The sequence below is a fragment of the Streptomyces sp. NPDC041122 genome (assembly GCF_055592445.1).
This window is the reverse complement of the sequence record NZ_JBVIYQ010000010.1, coordinates 248,705-265,576: the sequence shown is the minus strand read 5'-3', so window position 1 is coordinate 265,576 and position 16,872 is coordinate 248,705. Positions and strand designations below refer to the sequence as shown.

At 72.4% G+C, this 16,872-nt stretch carries 13 protein-coding genes; 6 read left to right on the top strand and 7 right to left on the bottom strand.

Features of this window, described 5'->3' with window-relative positions; translation table 11 throughout:
• Positions 1-24: 24 nt before the first annotated feature.
• A complete protein-coding gene (locus ACZ6B8_RS32325; protein WP_471085629.1) occupies positions 25-468 on the bottom strand; it encodes a hypothetical protein in 444 nt (147 codons plus the stop codon).
• A gap of 196 nt (positions 469-664) precedes the next feature.
• The gene (rsmI, locus tag ACZ6B8_RS32320; RefSeq protein ID WP_471609509.1) at positions 665-1,561 is read right to left on the bottom strand and encodes a 16S rRNA (cytidine(1402)-2'-O)-methyltransferase; all 897 of its coding nucleotides are present in this window, start codon (positions 1,559-1,561) and stop codon (positions 665-667) included.
• Between the two features lie 63 nt (positions 1,562-1,624).
• Here rsmI and ACZ6B8_RS32315 point away from each other — a divergent pair, with 63 nt between their 5' ends.
• The 5 genes from ACZ6B8_RS32315 (at position 1,625) to ACZ6B8_RS32295 (ending at position 9,985) form a co-directional block, all read left to right on the top strand.
• Complete coding sequence (locus tag ACZ6B8_RS32315; RefSeq protein ID WP_471609508.1) at positions 1,625-3,364, top strand: dolichyl-phosphate-mannose--protein mannosyltransferase; 1,740 nt, start codon at positions 1,625-1,627, stop codon at positions 3,362-3,364.
• A 121-nt stretch (positions 3,365-3,485) separates the two neighbouring features.
• Positions 3,486-5,117 (top strand): penicillin-binding transpeptidase domain-containing protein, encoded by a 1,632-nt coding sequence (locus ACZ6B8_RS32310; protein ID WP_471609507.1) that lies wholly within the window; start codon positions 3,486-3,488, stop codon positions 5,115-5,117.
• Positions 5,118-5,233: 116 nt separating this feature from the next.
• Positions 5,234-6,964 carry a penicillin-binding transpeptidase domain-containing protein gene (locus tag ACZ6B8_RS32305; RefSeq protein ID WP_471609506.1) on the top strand — a complete coding sequence of 577 codons (1,731 nt, stop codon included), beginning with the start codon at positions 5,234-5,236 and terminating at the stop codon, positions 6,962-6,964.
• Positions 6,965-8,630: 1,666 nt separating this feature from the next.
• A complete protein-coding gene (locus ACZ6B8_RS32300; protein WP_471609505.1) occupies positions 8,631-9,137 on the top strand; it encodes a YbaK/EbsC family protein in 507 nt (168 codons plus the stop codon).
• A complete protein-coding gene (locus tag ACZ6B8_RS32295) occupies positions 9,134-9,985 on the top strand; it encodes a DMT family transporter (RefSeq protein WP_471085612.1) in 852 nt (283 codons plus the stop codon). Before ACZ6B8_RS32300 ends, ACZ6B8_RS32295 begins: the two co-directional genes overlap by 4 nt.
• Before the next feature lie 42 nt (positions 9,986-10,027).
• Here ACZ6B8_RS32295 and ACZ6B8_RS32290 read toward each other — a convergent pair whose 3' ends face one another.
• From ACZ6B8_RS32290 to ACZ6B8_RS32275, 4 genes are read right to left on the bottom strand one after another with little or no spacing between them, the layout of a single operon-like run.
• Positions 10,028-11,215: a serine hydrolase domain-containing protein gene (locus tag ACZ6B8_RS32290; protein ID WP_471609504.1), complete on the bottom strand. Its 1,188-nt coding sequence runs from the start codon at positions 11,213-11,215 to the stop codon at positions 10,028-10,030.
• Between the two features lie 35 nt (positions 11,216-11,250).
• On the bottom strand, positions 11,251-12,015 hold the full coding sequence (locus ACZ6B8_RS32285; RefSeq protein ID WP_471609503.1) for an energy-coupling factor ABC transporter ATP-binding protein: 765 nt from the start codon (positions 12,013-12,015) through the stop codon (positions 11,251-11,253).
• A complete protein-coding gene (cbiQ, locus tag ACZ6B8_RS32280) occupies positions 12,003-12,764 on the bottom strand; it encodes a cobalt ECF transporter T component CbiQ (protein WP_471609502.1) in 762 nt (253 codons plus the stop codon). The genes ACZ6B8_RS32285 and cbiQ overlap by 13 nt, the downstream gene beginning before the upstream one ends.
• Before the next feature lies 1 nt (position 12,765).
• Entirely contained in the window at positions 12,766-13,887 is a 1,122-nt protein-coding gene (locus tag ACZ6B8_RS32275) for an energy-coupling factor ABC transporter permease (RefSeq protein WP_471609501.1), read from the bottom strand.
• Between the two features lie 198 nt (positions 13,888-14,085).
• On the opposite strand from ACZ6B8_RS32275, the gene ACZ6B8_RS32270 reads away from it, so the two are divergent.
• Positions 14,086-14,430 (top strand): SsgA family sporulation/cell division regulator, encoded by a 345-nt coding sequence (locus ACZ6B8_RS32270; protein WP_471085597.1) that lies wholly within the window; start codon positions 14,086-14,088, stop codon positions 14,428-14,430.
• 88 nt (positions 14,431-14,518) lie between these two features.
• On the opposite strand, the gene ACZ6B8_RS32265 is transcribed toward ACZ6B8_RS32270, so the two are convergent.
• Positions 14,519-16,768, bottom strand: a complete 2,250-nt coding sequence (locus ACZ6B8_RS32265; RefSeq protein WP_471609500.1) for an MMPL family transporter — start codon at positions 16,766-16,768, stop codon at positions 14,519-14,521.
• Between the last annotated feature and the right edge of the window lie 104 nt (positions 16,769-16,872).

Genomic DNA, 16,872 nt, shown 5'->3' with positions numbered 1-16,872 from the left:
CGCCCGGGGTGGTCCGCCCCGGCCTCAGTGGCCCTTGCGGTGCTGGAACGGGTGGAGCAGGTCCGAGAGGTGCCAGTGGTGGTCGGACGCGGGCCGCGCCGCGGTGGCGCCCCCGGCGGCGACGACATCCGCGTCGGCGTCGGCGTCCACCGGTCCGGCCGGCTTGCCCACCCGCTTGTCCCCGTTCTGCCGCCGCATCATGTCGAGGACCGAGGACACCTGCCCCGCCCGCATGATCCGCACGACGTGGCCACCGCAGTTCAGGCACGTGGGCCGGGTCAGCGGGGACGGCACGCGCCGGCCGTCCGCCAGGTACGTCACGAACTCGTGGCCCGAACCGTCCACGTGGTGCTCTATCTCGTACGACTGCTCCCAGCCGTGCCCGCACCGCATGCAGGCGAAGGCGTACGACTCGTGAACGACGTTGATCGCCGTGGTGGGGTGGCCGGTGTCTGCGATGTCACTCATGCCCGCTGCTCCTCTTGCCCGAGGGACAAGCGCTGCCGGGTCCGGGGACGGCCCCGGCCGGAAGCGTGGGGACGGGTGCGTCCCTTCAATCAGTGGACGCCTTTCCCGGAGCGAGCGCATCAGACCTGTCGAGCAATGGAGCCGTTTTGGCCTTTCCATAGGAAAGAGGCCTGGTGCGCGGCCCGCGCTTTGCCTTTCACGATAGTCCTTTGCCTTCCGATGGGCCGCCCCGATCCGCATTCTTTGCCGCCACGACGGCATCGAACACCTCGCGTTTGGGAAGCCCCGCTTCGGCGGCCACCGCGGCGATCGCCTCCTTGCGCCGCTCCCCCGCCTCCTCGCGCACCCGCACCCTGCGCACCAGCTCCTCGGGGCCGAGTTCCGCCGCGCTCCTCTCGGGCGCGCCCTCGACGACGACGGTGATCTCGCCGCGTACGCCGTCGGCCGCCCACTCCGCCAGTTCCTTCAGGGATCCGCGCTTGACCTCCTCGTACGTCTTGGTCAGCTCGCGGCAGACCGCGGCCCTGCGCTCCTCGCCGAACGCCTCGGCCATCGCGGCGAGCGTGTCGTCGATGCGGTGCGGGGCCTCGAAGTAGACGAGGGTGCGGCGGTCGTCGGCGACCTCGCGCAGCCGGGAGAGGCGCTCGCCCGCCTTGCGCGGCAGGAAGCCCTCGAAGCAGAACCGGTCCACCGGAAGGCCGGAGAGCGCGAGCGCCGTGAGCACGGCGGACGGTCCCGGCACGGCGGTCACCCGCACGTCCCGCTGCACGGCCGCGGCGACGAGCCGGTAGCCGGGGTCGGAGACCGACGGCATGCCGGCGTCGGTCACCAGCAGCACCCGCGCGCCGCCGGCCAGCGCCTCCACCAGCTCGGGCGTGCGCGCCGCCTCGTTGCCCTCGAAGTAGGAGACGACCCGGCCGCCGACCTGCACCCCCAGCGCCTGGGTGAGCCGGCGCAGCCGCCGGGTGTCCTCGGCCGCCACGACGTCGGCCGCCTCCAGCTCGGCGGCGAGCCGCGGCGGGGCGTCGGCGACGTCGCCGATGGGGGTGCCTGCCAGCACCAGGGTTCCGGGGGAATCAGCGCGTCCTGTCACGGATCCATCCTCGCAGGGGCCGGTGGGCGGGACTCGCACAGTCTGGTTCCCTACGATGGCGCGGTGACCAGTACCGCGTCTTCCCCGGACACCCGCGAGGGCCAGGCAGCCGAGGAGCAGCAGCCCTCGTGGCAGCGGCGGCTGCGCCGATTCGGTCATGCGGAGCGCGCCAGAGACGACGTCACGGCCCGTCTCGTCCCCCGGTACGCGGAGCCGAGCCCCCGCCTGTGGCTGACGCTCGGCCTGTCCGAGCCGTTCGCCGGCCGGCTGGTGCGCTGGTCCGGCTGGGGCGGCCCGCTGCTGATCACGCTCGTCGCCGGGATCACCAGGTTCCTGAACCTCGGCAATCCGAAGGCCGTGATATTCGACGAGACGTATTACGCGAAGGACGCCTGGGCGCTCATCCACCGCGGTTTCGAGGTCAACTGGCCGGAGAAGGTCAACGACGACGTCCTGCGGCAGGGCGGTGACATCGCGATCCCGCACGACGCGGCGTACGTGGTGCATCCGCCGGTCGGCAAGTACGTGATCGGCGTCGGGGAGTGGCTGTTCGGTTTCGACCCGTTCGGCTGGCGGTTCATGACGGCGCTGCTCGGCACGCTCTCGGTGCTGATGCTCTGCCGGATCGGGCGGCGGCTGTTCCGCTCCACGTTCCTCGGCTGTCTGGCGGGCGCGCTGCTCACGGTGGACGGCCTGCACTTCGTGATGAGCCGCACCGCCCTGCTCGACCAGATCCTGATGTTCTTCGTGCTGGCCGCCTTCGGCTGCTTCCTGATCGACCGGGACAGGGCGCGGGCCCGGCTCGCCGCGGCGCTGCCGGTGGACGAGGACGGCCGGGTGCGGCCCGACGTGCGGGTCGCGCAGACGCTGCGCCTCGGGTGGCGGCCGTGGCGGTGGGCGGCCGGGCTCTGCCTGGGCCTCGCCTTCGGCACCAAGTGGAACGGCCTGTACGTGATGGTCTTCCTCTGCCTGATGACGGTCCTGTGGGACGTGGGCGCGCGCCGGGTGGCCGGCGCGGTGCGGCCCTACCGGGCGGTCCTGCGGCACGACGTGCTGCCGGCGTTCGTCGCGACGGTGCCGGTGGCGCTCGTCACGTACGTCGTGTCGTGGCTCGGCTGGATCCTCTCGCCGGCGGACGGCTCGGGCGGCTACTACCGCAACTGGGCGGCGACGGAGGGGAAGGGCGGCAGCTGGACCTGGCTGCCGGACTGGGTGCGCAGCCTGTGGCACTACGAGCACGCGGTCTACGACTTCCATGTGGGCCTGTCCTCGCCGCACACCTACCAGTCGAACCCGTGGAGCTGGATCGTCGACGGCCGGCCCGTCTCGTACTTCTACGAGTCGCCGCTTCCCGGCAAGGACGGCTGTCCCTCGGACACCACGGAGAAGTGCGCCCGGGAGGTCCTCGCGCTCGGCACCCCGCTGCTGTGGTGGGTGGCGGCGCTCGCGCTGGTCTACGTGGTGTGGCGGTGGGCGTTCCGCCGCGACTGGCGGGCGGGCGCGATCCTGTGCGCGGTGCTCGCGGGCTATCTGCCCTGGTTCTTCTACCAGGAGCGGACGATCTTCTACTTCTACGCGGTCGTCTTCGTGCCGTTCCTGTGTCTCGCGGTGGCGATGCTGGTGGGCGCGCTGCTCGGACCGCCGGGTTCGAGCGAGGGGCGGCGCGTGGCGGGCGCGGCGGCCTCGGGCGTCCTCGTCCTGCTGATCCTGTGGAATTTCATCTATTTCTGGCCCATTTACTCCGGCACCGCCATTCCCATCGATTCCTGGCGGTCCCGGATGTGGCTGGATACATGGGTGTAGGGCACACCATGGACACCGTCGGATAACGACCGTCCCGTACGTACCCCCTCCCCCTTAGGGTTCAAGGCGGACGACCTCGCCGTCATGTATTGCGGCGAAACTCCTGGGGAGGGGGCGCATCGTGCGCAAGGGAATAAAGGTCGCGCTGGTCGGCGGGGTCTTCACCGCGATGGTGGGGACCGCGGGATACGGCGCGTACAACCTGGTGAACGGCCTGTCGGGGGGCGGCGGTTCGGGAGGCCCGGGCTCCGCCGAGATGAAGACGGGCCCGGTGTCGGGCGAGGAAGTGCGGGACACGGCGGCCAAGTTCCTCGCGGCGTGGGCCGGGGGCCACGCCGGGGACGCCGCCGGATACACCGACAACAGCACGGCGGCGGCCACCGCCCTGACCGGCTTCCGCGAGGACGCGCACCTGACGAAGGTGAGGATCACCCCGAAGCGGGCGTCCGGCGACAGCGTGCCGTTCTCGGTGTCGGCGACGGTGTCGTACCAGGGGAAGAGCAAGCCCTTCGCGTACGACTCGCGGCTGACCGTGGTGCGCGGCAAGACCACCGGGCGCCCGCTCGTCGACTGGCGGGCCGCGGTCGTCCACCCCTCCCTGGAGCGGGGCGACACCCTCGTGACGGGGGAGGCCGCCGCGCCGCCCATCGAGGCGGTGGACCGTTCCGGCGCCGTCCTGCGCAAGAAGGACTATCCCTCACTGCGCCCCGTCCTGGACGGCCTGCGCGCGAAGTACGGCGAGCACGCGGGCGGCAAGCCGGGCATCGAGCTGTACGTGCAGCACGAGGACGAGGCCGCCGGGACGCGCACGCTGCTCACCCTCACCAAGGGCACCCCGGGCAAGCTGCGCACCACGCTGAGCGCCGGGGTGCAGAGGGCGGCGGAGCGCGCGGTGCTGCGCAACGACGACTCGTCGGTGGTCGCGGTGAAGCCGAGCACCGGTGAGATCCTCGCGGTCGCCAACAACCGTGCGGACGCGTTCAACGCGGCGCTCCAGGGCAAGGTGGCGCCCGGCTCGACGATGAAGATCCTCACGGCGGCGATGCTCATCGACAAGGGCATCACCAAGGCGGACGGACCCGCGCCGTGCCCGCCCACCGCGACCTGGCAGAGCCAGACCATCCACAACCTCAAGGGCATGGTGCCCGACGAGTCCGCGACGCTCGCGGAGAGCTTCGCGCGCTCCTGCAACACCGCGTTCGTGAAGCTCATCGACGAGGACGGCATCACCGACGAGTCCCTGACCGAGGAGGCGCAGAACAACTTCGGCCTCGGACAGGACAACTGGAAGGCCGGTGTCCCCACCTCCGACGGTACGGTTCCGGCCTCCCCGGGCCCCGACCGCGCGACGAACGCCATCGGTCAGGGCCAGGTCCAGATGAACCCCCTCAACATGGCGTCGGTGACGGCGACGGCGATGACGGGCACCTTCCGGCAGCCGGTGATCGTGCCGAAGTCCCTCGACGACCGCGAACTGGCCACCGCGCGCGGCCTGCGCGCCTCCACGGTCGCGCAGCTGCGCCAGATGATGCACCGCACCGCGGTCAGCGGCACCGGGGCGCGCGCCATGGCGGGTCTCGGCGGCGACATCGGCGCGAAGACCGGTTCCACCGAGGTCGACGGCCAGGCCACGTCGGACAGTTGGTTCACCGGGTACCGGGGCGACGTCGCGGCGGCCGCGATGGCGCAGCGTGGCGGGCACGGCGGTGACGCGGCGGGCCCGATCGTGGTGGCGGTGCTGGGCGCAGGGTAGACGCTCCGCCGGGCCGTCGCCCGGGCGGACGACGAAGTGGTCGGGTGCTTCCCCGTACGCCTCTAAGGTGGCCTTCTGGTGCGGAGCCGGGGGTTCTGGGGAACTGCGGAGGGTTTGTGGGCAAGCGAAGGCGCGCCGCCGAGCGCAAGAGCGTCGGCGGCGGCAGAAACATGAAGGTGCACCCGGGCGTGCTCGGCGGGGCGGCCGCCGTGGTCGTGGTCGGCGTGGGGGCCGCCGCGTTCACGCTCTCCGGGGGCGCCGGCTCCGGCGGGGACGGTTCGAGCGTCGACGAGAAGCAGGTCGCGACGGGCCCGCCGACGGCGGCCGAAGTCCGCACCACCGCACGGGCGTTCCTCACCGCGTGGGCCGAGGGCGACGTGGCGCGGGCCGCGGCGCTCACCGACGACCGCGCGGCGGCGCTGACGTCCCTGACCTCGTACCGCAAGGACGGCCACCTCACGAAGCCGCGGCTGACGCCGGGCAGGCGGGCGGGGGCCACGGTGCCGTTCAAGGCGGCGGCCACGGTCTCGTACGAGGGAAAGACCAAGCCGCTCTCGTACGCGTCCGAACTGACCGTCGTGCGCCGCAAGAGCGACGGCAGGACGCTGGTCGGCTGGGAGCCCTCGGTCCTCCACCCGGAGCTGAAGGAGGGCGACCGGCTGGTCACCGGCGAGGCGGGCGACCCGCCGATCAAGGCGGTGGACCGGGACGGGGGCGCGCTGACGGCGGCGAAGTACCCGTCGCTGGGCACGGTGCTGGACGGGCTGCGCGAGAAGTACGGCAAGAAGGCTGGCGGCAGGGCGGGTATCGAGCTGCGGGTGGTGCGGGCGGACGGGAAGTCCGGTTCGAAGCCCTCCCCGGACTCCGCCGCGACGAAGAAGGACGACGCGAAGGCGCTGCCCGACAAGACGCTGCTCACCCTCTCGCCGGGGACGCCGGGCACGCTGAAGACGACGTTCAGCGGGTTGCTGCAGTCGGCCGCGGAGCGCGAGACGGCCAAGCGGCAGCGGGCGTCCGTCGTGGTGGTCAAGCCGAGCACCGGCGAGATCCTGGCGGCCGCCAACTCCGACCCGGGCTTCAACACGGCCTTCCAGGGCTCCATCGCGCCCGGCTCCACGATGAAGGTCATCACGTCCTCGCTGCTCCTGGAGAAGAAACTCGCCGGGGTCGACAAGAAGCACCCGTGCCCCAAGTACGTGACGTACGGGGGCTGGAAGTTCCAGAACGACGACAAGTTCGAGATCAAGGGCGGCACGTTCCGCGCGAGTTTCGCCCGGTCCTGCAACACGGCCTTCATCAGCCAGGCCGAGAAGCTGGAGAACGACTCCCTGACCCAGCAGGCGCAGGAGGTCTTCGGGCTCGGCCGGGACAACTGGTCGATCGGTGTGCCGTCCTTCGACGGGGCGGTGCCGGTGCAGAGCGACGCGCAGATGGCGGCCTCGTTGATCGGGCAGGGCGGGGTGCGGATGAACCCCCTGAACATGGCGTCGGTGGCGGCGACGGTGAAGTCGGGCAAGTTCCGCCAGCCCTATCTGGTCTCGCCGGACGTCGACGACCGCGAACTGGCCACCGCCTCCCGCGCCTTGCCGGGCTCGACGGCGGCGTCGCTGCGTGAGCTGATGCACTACACGGCGGTCGCCGGCACGGCGGTCGAGCCGATGTCGGGGCTCGGCTCCGACATGGGCGCGAAGACCGGCTCCGCGGAGGTCGACGGCCAGAAGAAGCCCAACGGCTGGTTCACCGCGTACCGCGGCGACCTGGCGTCGGCGGCGGTCGTCCAGGAGGGCGGCCATGGCGGGGACTCGGCGGGGCCGGTGGTACGGGCGATGTTGTTGGCCGGAGGGTGAGGGGCGGCGGCGGCCGGGGTGCGCCTTGGGTGGGCCGGGGCGTTTGTCGGTGGCCGTTTGGGGCGGGGACTTCGGTGGGCCGGTGTCTTCGATGGGTACCGGGGCCGCCCGGGTTTTTGCGGAGTGTGGCGCCTCCGGGCCGGCAGTAAAGGGCGCTCCTTCGTCGCGTCGGCTTCGCCGATTCCGCTGCGCTCCACCCTTGACTCCCGTCCCTCCACCGCACGTTGACGTTCGACCCGGACGGCCAGGGGTAAGGCGGCGGGCGACTCTGCTCGGGTCATCACCTTTCACTGCCGGGTGCGGACCGGCCCATCGCGGGCGGACGCCCCGGTGCGTGCTCGGTCAGCTGCGCGGCATCGCCGCTCGGGTCATCACCTCGCGTCGCCGGGTGCGGACCGGCCCATCGCGGGCGGACGCCACGGTGCGAGCTCGGCCAGCCGCGCGGCCACGCCGCTCGGGCCATCCACTTTCGCCGCCGGGTGCCGACCGGCCCATCGTGGGCGGACGTCAGGGGTGGGGTGGGTGTTGGGCTGGAGGTGCGGCCCTCTGCCTCTGGGGGTCTGGCACCTACTTTGAGAAAGTTGCGAAGCAGATCCCCGCGCGCCCCCTCCCCACGCTCCATGCGCCACCCGGCGGGCGGACGGGAGGTCAATCGGATCGCGGGATCGGGGCTTGGTCACGCGGGCACGTCGCTCGGACGCCGACCGGCCCATCGCGCCGGGCCGTCCCGGTCAAGATGGGGTCGGGTGCGAGGGCCGGGCTCTCGAGGTCCGGCACCTACTTCGGAAAAGTTGCGAATCGAGACGCCGCGCGCCCCCTGCCTTCACCGCAAATGCGCCCCCGAGCACGCGAGTCCCGCCGCTGGCATACGGGCCCGCCCCTCCCATGCCCTCCCCATCGGGCACCTACTTTGAGAAAGTTGCGAAGCAGATCCCCGCGCGCCCCCTCCCCACGCTCCATGCGCCACCCGGCGGGCGGACGATCGCAGGCCCCCGCCCCCAGCAGCCCCACTCAACTCAGCCGCCAGCGGGTTGACTGGTTCCGGGGAGGGCGCTTGGGGTGTGACAAGGGGGCGCGCGGCCTCCTCATTCGCAACTTTCCCAAAGTAGGTGCCAGCCCCCGGCGGGCAGTCCATCGAAGGTGGCATCCGCCGACGATGGGCCGGGCCGCACCCGGCAGCGAAGGGTGATAACCCGACCGGCTGGGCCGTGGCCGAGCTCGCCCCGTGGCCTCGGCTCACGATGGGCCGGTCCGCACACGGCCGCGCGAGCCGATGACCCGACCAGCCGGGCCGCGTGGCTGGCCGAGCACGCACCGAGGCCCGCGCCCACGATGGACCGGTCCGCACCCGGCAGCGAAAGCAGATGACCCGACCGGCTAGGTCCGCCGCCTCACCCTGGCCGGCCGGGTCGGACGTTTCGCTGCGGTGGAGGGACGGGAGTCAAGGGTGGAGCGCAGCGCAATCGGCGAAGCCGACGCGTAGCGCAGCGGAGCGCCCTTTACTGCCGGCCCGGAGGCGCCACACTCCGCACAAACCCGGGCGGCCCCGGTCACCATCAACGCCCCCGGCCCACCGAAGACACCGAGGCAGACCGAGCCCCGTCCCCCGTCCGCTATGCGGATACATGGTCGCGTGCCCCGTACACAGACCGCTAGCGTGCCGGACATGAGCGACAGCGCAGCCGTACCACCCGCCGCCCACCCCCGTTTCGCCGAAGCCCTCCGCACACTGGGCCTCGACGACCTGATCCCCCGGGTCCGCCGGTTCCCGGAGCAGACCCGCACCGCCCAGGAGGCCGCCGCGGCCATCGGCTGCGAGCTCAGTCAGATCTGCAAGTCCCTGATCTTCGCGGCGGACGGCGTCCCGGTACTGGTCCTGATGGACGGGGCGTCGCGCGTCGACCTCGACCTCGTGCGCCGAGAGCTCGGCGCCGAGAAGGTCACCCGTGCCCGCGCGGACGTCGTCCGCGAGGCCACCGGCTACGCGATCGGCGGCGTACCCCCCTTTGGTCACGCCACCCGCACCCGCGTCCTCGCCGACCGCTCCCTCCTCGGCCACGACGTGGTGTGGGCGGCGGCCGGCACCCCCTACGCGGTCTTCCCGATGGCCCCCGAGACACTGGTCGCCCACGCCGGCGGCACGCTGGTGGACGTACGCGAGACCGCCGCGTGACCCCGCTGGTCGCGGCCGCGGTGCTGCTCGCCGCCGTCACCCACGCCAGCTGGAACGCGATCGCCCACCACATCACGGACAAGCTGGTCGGCTTCACCCTGATATCCGGCGGCGGCACGCTGATCGGCCTGCTCCTCGCCCCCTTCGTCCCGCTCCCGGACGCGGCGGCCTGGCCGTATCTGGTCCTCTCCGCCGCCCTGCACGTCGGCTACTACGCCCTGTTGATGACGTCGTTCAGGCTCGGCGACTTCGGCCAGGCCTACCCCATCGCACGCGGCACCGCGCCCCTGGTGGTGACGGTCCTCGCGGCGGTCTTCGCGGGCGAGGTCCCCGACGGCTGGCAGGCGGCGGGCGTCGCGGTCTCCTCCGCGGGCCTGACCGGGCTCGCCCTGTGGGGCATACGGGGCACGGGCCGCCGCCCCGACTGGACGGCCATCGGCGCGGCCCTCGCGACGGGCGTCTCCATCGCGGCTTACACGGTGGTGGACGGCCTCGGCGTACGGGCCTCCGGCTCCTCCATGGCGTACATCGCGTGGCTGATGGTTCTGGAGGGCATCACCGTCCCGCTCTACGCGGCGTACCGCTGGCGCGGCGAACTGATCCCGCGCCTGCGCCCGTTCGCGGCGGTGGGCCTGGTCGGTGCGGCGCTCTCGGTCGCGGCCTACGGCCTGGTCCTGTGGGCGCAGACGCGAGCGGACCTGGCCCCGGTCTCGGCGCTCCGGGAGTCCTCGATCATCGTGGGAGCGGCGATAGGCGCCCTCTTCTTCAAGGAACGCTTCGGAGCGCCACGGCTGGTGGCGGCGGGGCTGATGGTGGCGGGGATCGGGCTGATGCTGCACGCGGGTTAGCGGGAGGGGCGCCCTCGGCGTCACGCTGCCGTGCCTACGGCGTCACACCGCGGTGCGCAGCGCCCGTACCAGCGCCTGGGCCCTCGGGTCCGCCGTGACCCCCTTGTTCATGCCGTTCGTGACATAGCCGAACGCCAGGCCCGACTCCGGGTCCGCGAAGCCCAGGGCGCCGCCCCGGCCGGGGTGGCCGAAGGAGCCGGGGGACAGGAGCGGGGACGCGGCGCCGTGCAGCATGTAGCCGAGGCCGAAGCGGGTGCCGACGACCAGGACGCGGTCGGGTCCGGCCGACGCCTCGCCGCGCGCCAGCGCCACCGTCTCCGGCGTGAACAGCCCCCGCCGGCCGTCGACCTCACCGATCAGGGAGGCGTAGAACCGGGCGAGGCCGTCCGCCGTGGCGACGCCGTTGGACGCGGGGAGCGCCGCCGCCCGGTAGGCGGGGTCGTTCTCGTCGGGCAGCGGGTCGATCGCAGCGAAGGCGCGACGGGTCAGCGAGGCGGGGTCCGCGTACGCCTCCGCCACGTTCCGCTTGGGGCGGACCCGCAGGCCGCCCGGCGCCTCGGCCGGCTCGATGCGTCCCAGCCGGCCGGCCCGCGCCGCCTCCGCCTCGGGCAGTCCGACCCACAGGGCGAGACCGAGCGGGCGCGCGATCTCGGAAGCGATCCACTCCCCCATGGGACGGCCCGTCACCCGCCGCACGAGTTCGCCGGTCAGCCAGCTGTACGTGTGCGCGTGGTAGCCGTGGTCCTCGCCCGGCGCCCAGAACGGGGCCTGCGCCGCGACGACCGCGGCGGCGAGGTCGGGGTCGTACGCCTCACCGGGCGTCAGCGGCCGGTCCAGGGCGGGCACACCGGCGCGGTGCGCGAGGACGTGCCGGACCAGGGTCCGTTCCTTGCCGCGCGCCTTGAACTCCGGCCAGTACGCGCCGACCGGCGCGTCCAGGTCCAGCTCCCCGCGCTGGTGCAGCAGGAGCAGCGCGGCGGCCGCGACCCCCTTGGTGGCCGAGCGGACGACCTGCGCGGTGCCGGACTCCCAGGGCGCGGCACCGGCCGCGACGTCCCCGTCGACATCCTTCGCGCCGCCCCACAGATCGACGACCTTGCGCCCGTCGCGGTACACGGAGACGGCGGCGCCGCGTTCGCCGCGCTCGGCGAAGTTCCGTGCGAAGGCGTCCCGTACCGGCTCGAAGCCGGGCGCCACCGTGCCGTGCACCCCACCTATGACATCGTCCATGCCCAAGCCAACCGCCACTCCACGCCAACGATTCCCTAGCTGTTCGACCGTACCGTCTTCGGATCGAAGCCGAAGGGCAGCTCCAGGCGGTGCGCGCTCATCAGGTCGTCGTCGGCGAGCAGGTCGCCGGTGGGGCCGTCGGCCGCGATGACGCCGTCGCTGAGGATCAGGGCGCGGGGGCAGAGCTCCAGGGCGTACGGCAGGTCGTGCGTGACCATGAGGACGGTCACGTCCAGGGACCGCAGGATGTCGGCGAGTTCGCGGCGCGAGGCCGGGTCGAGGTTGGAGGAGGGCTCGTCCAGGACGAGGATCTCCGGCTCCATGGCGAGCACCGTCGCGACCGCCACCCTGCGCCGCTGCCCGAAGGAGAGGTGGTGCGGCGGGCGGTCCGCGAACTCCGCCATGCCGACCTGCCCCAGCGCCTTTCCCACCCGCGCCTCCAGCTCGGGTCCGCGCATCCCGGCGGCCGCGGGCCCGAAGGCGACGTCCTCCCGCACGGTGGGCATGAACAGCTGGTCGTCCGGGTCCTGGAAGACGATGCCGACCCGGCGCCTGATCTCCGCCATGTGCTTCTTGCCGACGGGCAGCCCGGCCACGGTGACCGTGCCCGCGCCGCCGGTCAGGATGCCGTTCAGGTGCAGCACGAGGGTCGTCTTGCCCGCGCCGTTCGGCCCAAGCAGGGCGACGCGCTCGCCGCGTCCGACGGTGAAGTCGACGCCGAAGAGCGCCTGGTGCCCGTCGGGGTAGGCGAAGGCGAGGCCGGCCACTTCGAGCGAGGGTGCCAAGGTCACAGGGTCCATCCCAACAAGCAGACGAGGAGGGCGGTCAGCGGCAGGGCCAGCGCCTGACGCCACTGCGTCCGTGAGGCGCGTACGTCGTCGATGACCGGCATCGACCCGGTGTAGCCGCGGCTGACCATGGCCAGGTGCACCCGCTCGCCCCGCTCGTACGAGCGGATGAAGAGGGCGCCCGCGGACTTGGCGAGGACGCCCCACTGCCGCACGCCCCGCGCCTCGAAGCCGCGCGACTCGCGGGCGATCTTCATGCGGCGCATCTCGTCCGTGATGACGTCGCCGTACCGGATCATGAAGGAGGCGATCTGGACGAGGAGCGCGGGCAGCCGCAGCCGCTGGAGGCCGAGGAGCAGGGCGCGCAGCTCGGTCGTGGCGGCGAGCAGCACGGAGGCGGCGACGCCGAGCGTGCCCTTGGCGAGGACGTTCCAGGCGCCCCAGAGGCCGTTGACGCTCAGGGTGAGGCCGAGCACGTCGACCCGTTCGCCCTGGGCGACGAAGGGCATCAGGACGGCGAACGCCACGAACGGGATCTCGATCAGCAGGCGCTTGAGCAGGAAGCCGGCCGGGACGCGGGCGGCGTACGCGACGACGCCGAGCAGCACCGCGTACAGGCCGAACGCCCACATCGCCTCGCGCGGCGTGGAGACCACGACGATCACGAAGCAGAAGACGGCGGCGAGCTTGGTGTGCGGGGGCAGCGCGTGCACCGGTGAGCGGCCCTGCCGGTAGAGCCGGTGGGCGTGGCCCGCGCCCATGTCAGGCCTTCTCGGACTTCTCGGCGACGGTGACGCCGGACGACGTCCCGGTGCCGGCGGCGTCGGAGGTCGGCCCGGTGACCGCGGCCGTCGACGCCGGGCCCGCGTCCTCCGTACGACGCCGGCGCAGCGCCCAGAAGATCGCCGAGCCGGCGACGACGGTGACGCCCACGCCGATCACGCCGGCCAGGCCGCCGGAGAGGCGGGCGTCGGCGATGTCCTTGACGCCGTAGTCGGCGAGCGGGGAGTCCGCGGCGGCGTGGTCCTCGGTCTTCTTGTCGATGCCCTTGTCGTGGGCGACCTTCTCCAGGCCGTCGGGGGAGGTCGCGGCGTAGAAGCTGACGAAGCCCGCGAGGACGAGGGAGGCGACGAGGCCGACGATCCACACCGGGCGGTGCGAGCGGGCCGCGACCGGCGCGGGCTCGGCGGCCGGCGCGTCCACCAGCTCCCCGCCGACCCGCAGCTTCAGCGGCCGGGTCAGGCCCCGGGCCCCGTAGACGAGGTCGGGCCGTACGGCGATGACGGCGCCGACGGTGAGCGCGGTGATGGCGGCCTCGCCGATGCCGATGAGGACGTGCACGCCGACCATGGCGGTGGCGACCTTGCCGATGGAGACGTCGGTGGTGCCGCCGAGGGCGTAGATGAGGGTGAAGGCGACGGCGGCGGCGGGCACCGAGAGCAGCGCGGCGACGAAGGAGGCGACGGTGACCGAGCGGCGCTTCCTGGGCAGCACCTTCACCAGGCCGCGGAAGACGAGGTAGGCGACGACGGTGGTGACGATCGCCATGTCGGAGATGTTCACGCCGAGCGCGGTCAGGCCGCCGTCCGCGAAGAGCACGCCCTGCATGAGCAGGACGACGGAGACGCACAGGACGCCGGTGAAGGGCCCGACGAGGATGGCCGCGAGCGCGCCGCCGAGGAGGTGTCCGCTGGTGCCGGCCGCGACCGGGAAGTTCAGCATCTGCACCGCGAAGATGAAGGCCGCGACCAGACCGGCGAGCGGGGCGGTCCGCTCGTCCAGCTCACGCCGCGCCCCCTTGAGGCTGACGGCCACGGCTCCGGCCGCGACGACCCCGGTGGCCGCGGACACCGGGACATTGATGAACCCGTCGGGGACATGCATGCGCTCGCTCCTGGGCAGGGGCCCTGGACAGGGCAGATCGCTGGTGAACCGTTCAATGATAGGGCCTTGTTGCAAACGGTTTGCAAGAGCACTGCGGTCCCGAATCGGCTACGCCTCGCCGGGGGCGAAACGTCGGACATATGGGACATTGGTGAGGAAGCCCCGGACGAAGTGCCCGGTTGGATGAGGAGTTCAGTGATGTCCGCAGTCGAGCAGTACGCACGCGCCCACCTCGTCACGGACTCCTCCGAGGGCCATCGCGCCGTCCCCGTCATGCTGCACTACGACCCGGAGGCCGACCCGCACGCGGTACGGATCGGCCTCCCCGGTTCGCCGCAGCGGGTCTGCGACCGGGCCCTCCTGGAGCAGGGGCTGCGGGCCCCGGTCACCGCCGACGGCGTGCACGTGTGGCCGTGCGGCCGGGTCCAGACGGTCGTGGAGTTCCACGCCCCGGACGGCGTGACGGTCGTCCAGTTCGACGCGTCGGCGCTGATCCGCTTCCTGCGCCGCACCCACACGGCCGCCACGCCGGTCGTCCGCTGACCCGGGTCCGGTCCACCCGCTGACCCGGGGCCGGGTCACCCACTGACCCGGGCCGGGTCACCCGTTGGCCCCAACGGGCGGGGCTCGGTCAGACGCGCGCCGGCTCCCGGTCGGCGTCCGAGGCACCCGCGGCCGCTCCGGCCCGCTCCGCCTCCGTGCGCAGGCCCTCGCCCTCGACGTCCACGTTCGGCAGCGCGCGGTCCAGCCACTTCGGCAGCCACCACGCCTTCTTGCCGAGCAGCGCGAGGACCGCGGGGACCAGCGCCATGCGGACCACGAACGCGTCGAAGAACACCGCGATCGCGAGGCCGAAGCCGATCATCTTGACCATCTGCTCGGACGAGCCGATGAAGCCGGCGAACACCGCGATCATGATGACCGCCGCCGCCGAGACCACCCGGGCCCCGTGCCGGAAGCCGGTCACGATCGCCTGGCCGGGCCGCTCCCCGTGGACGTACGCCTCCCGCATGCGGGTCACGAGGAAGACCTCGTAGTCCATCGCGAGGCCGAAGACGACGCCCACCATGAAGATCGGCATCATCGACATGATCGGGCCGGTCTGCTCGACGCCGAAGAGCGAGCCGAGCCAGCCCCACTGGAAGACCGCGACGACCGCGCCGAGGGCCGCGAGGACCGAGAGCAGGAAGCCGAGGGCCGCCTTGAGCGGGACCAGGACCGAGCGGAAGACGACGATCAGGAGCAGGAACGCCAGGCCCACGACCAGCGCCAGATAGGGCAGCAGGGCGTCGTTGAGCTTCTGCGAGACGTCGATGTTCATGGCCGTGGTGCCGGTGACCATGATGTCGGCGCCGGAGTCGGACTTGATCTTCGCGCCGGAGTCGCGGATCGAGTGGACCAGGTCCTCGGTCTCGATGCCGCTGGGCTTGGAGGACGGCACGACGCTGACGATCGCGGTGTCGCCCGCCTTGTTGATCATCGGCGGGGCGACGTTCAGGACGTCGTCGAGCTTGGCGATCGTGGTGCGGATCTGTCCGGCCGCGGCCTTCGGGTCGTCGGCGCCCTTGAGGTCGCCGACGACCATCAGCGGGCCGTTGAAGCCGGGCCCGAAGCCCTCGGAGACCAGGTCGTACGCCTTGCGCTGGGTGGTGGACGTCGGCTGCGCGCCGTCGTCCGGCAGGCCGAGCTCCAGCTGCGAGACCGGCAGCGCCGCGGCGCCCAGGCCCACGATGCCGACGAGCAGTACGGCGATGGGGCGGCGGACCACGAAGCGGGCCCAGCGGGTGCCCATGTTCTGCTTGGGCTCGGCGTCCCGGTCCGCGGCGGCGGCCTTCTTCTTGCCGCCGCCGAAGAGCCTGCTCTTCTCGCCCATCGGCATGACCCGCTTGCCCGCGTACCCGAGCAGCGCCGGGATGAGGGTGAGCGCGATGAGGACGGCGATGACGACCGTGCCGGCCGCCGCGAAGCCCATCTTGGTGAGCATCGGGATGTTCACCACGGCGAGGCCGACCAGCGCGATGACCACGGTGAGCCCGGCGAAGACGACCGCGGAGCCCGCGGTGCCGACCGCGCGGCCCGCCGCCTCCTCGCGGTCGCGGCCGTCGGCGAGTTCGCCGCGGTAGCGCGAGACGATGAAGAGCGCGTAGTCGATGCCGACCGCGAGGCCGATCATCATGGCGAGTGTCGAGGTGGTGGTGCCGAGGTCGAGCGCGTTGGCCAGGGCGGTGATCGACGAGACGCCGATGCCGACGCCGATCAGCGCCGTGAGCAGCGGCAGTCCGGCCGCGATCAGCGAGCCGAAGGTGATGATCAGGACGACCGCCGCGATCGCGATGCCGATGATCTCGGTGGCCCCGGTCTCCGGCATGGCCTGCAGCGCGTCGCCGCCGACCTCGACCGTGAGGCCGGATGCGCGCGCCTTGTCGGTGGTCTTCTCCAGCGCGTCGCGGTCCTCGTCGGTCAGCTCCATCGAGGTGACCTTGTAGGAGACCGAGGCGTACGCCGTCGAGCCGTCCTTGCTGACGGTTTTGGCCCGGAAGGGGCTGTCCGCGCGGGCCACCTGGTCCGAGCCGGACTTCAGGGCGGCGACGGTCTTGTCGATCTCGGCCTTGTTGGCCTTGTCGGTGACCTTCTGGCCGTCCGGTGCCTTGAAGACGACGCGGGCGCTCGCCCCGTCGGCGCTGGCCTCGGGGGCGCGCTTCTCCAGCAGGTCGAAGGCCTTCTGGGCCTCCGTGCCGGGTATCGAGAAGGAACTGGAGGCGGCGGTGGGCGCGGACGCCGCGCCGACCCCGGCGAGCGTCAGGAGCGCCACCCAGATCAGGGCGACGAAGTGGCGTCGCCGGAAGGCGAGCTTGCCGAGTTTGTAGAGGAAAGTGGCCACGAGGGCGTACTCCCGGTCAGGTCGTGGTGTCCGGATTGGGCAGAAGGGATCGGCCCGACGACTTGAGCGGCGACGTCAGGTGCGGGTGGTGCATGTGGTGCGGG

What these genes read in the sequence shown, in the direction of transcription:
- ACZ6B8_RS32325 (WP_471085629.1), bottom strand. Translation starts at nt 468, where the DNA reads ATGAGTGACATCGCAGACACCGGCCACCCCACCACGGCGATCAACGTC.
- ACZ6B8_RS32300 (WP_471609505.1), top strand. Translation starts at nt 8,631, where the DNA reads ATGAGCGACAGCGCAGCCGTACCACCCGCCGCCCACCCCCGTTTCGCC.
- ACZ6B8_RS32290 (WP_471609504.1), bottom strand. Translation starts at nt 11,215, where the DNA reads ATGGACGATGTCATAGGTGGGGTGCACGGCACGGTGGCGCCCGGCTTC.
- ACZ6B8_RS32285 (WP_471609503.1), bottom strand. Translation starts at nt 12,015, where the DNA reads ATGGACCCTGTGACCTTGGCACCCTCGCTCGAAGTGGCCGGCCTCGCC.
- cbiQ (WP_471609502.1), bottom strand. Translation starts at nt 12,764, where the DNA reads ATGGGCGCGGGCCACGCCCACCGGCTCTACCGGCAGGGCCGCTCACCG.
- ACZ6B8_RS32275 (WP_471609501.1), bottom strand. Translation starts at nt 13,887, where the DNA reads ATGCATGTCCCCGACGGGTTCATCAATGTCCCGGTGTCCGCGGCCACC.
- ACZ6B8_RS32270 (WP_471085597.1), top strand. Translation starts at nt 14,086, where the DNA reads ATGTCCGCAGTCGAGCAGTACGCACGCGCCCACCTCGTCACGGACTCC.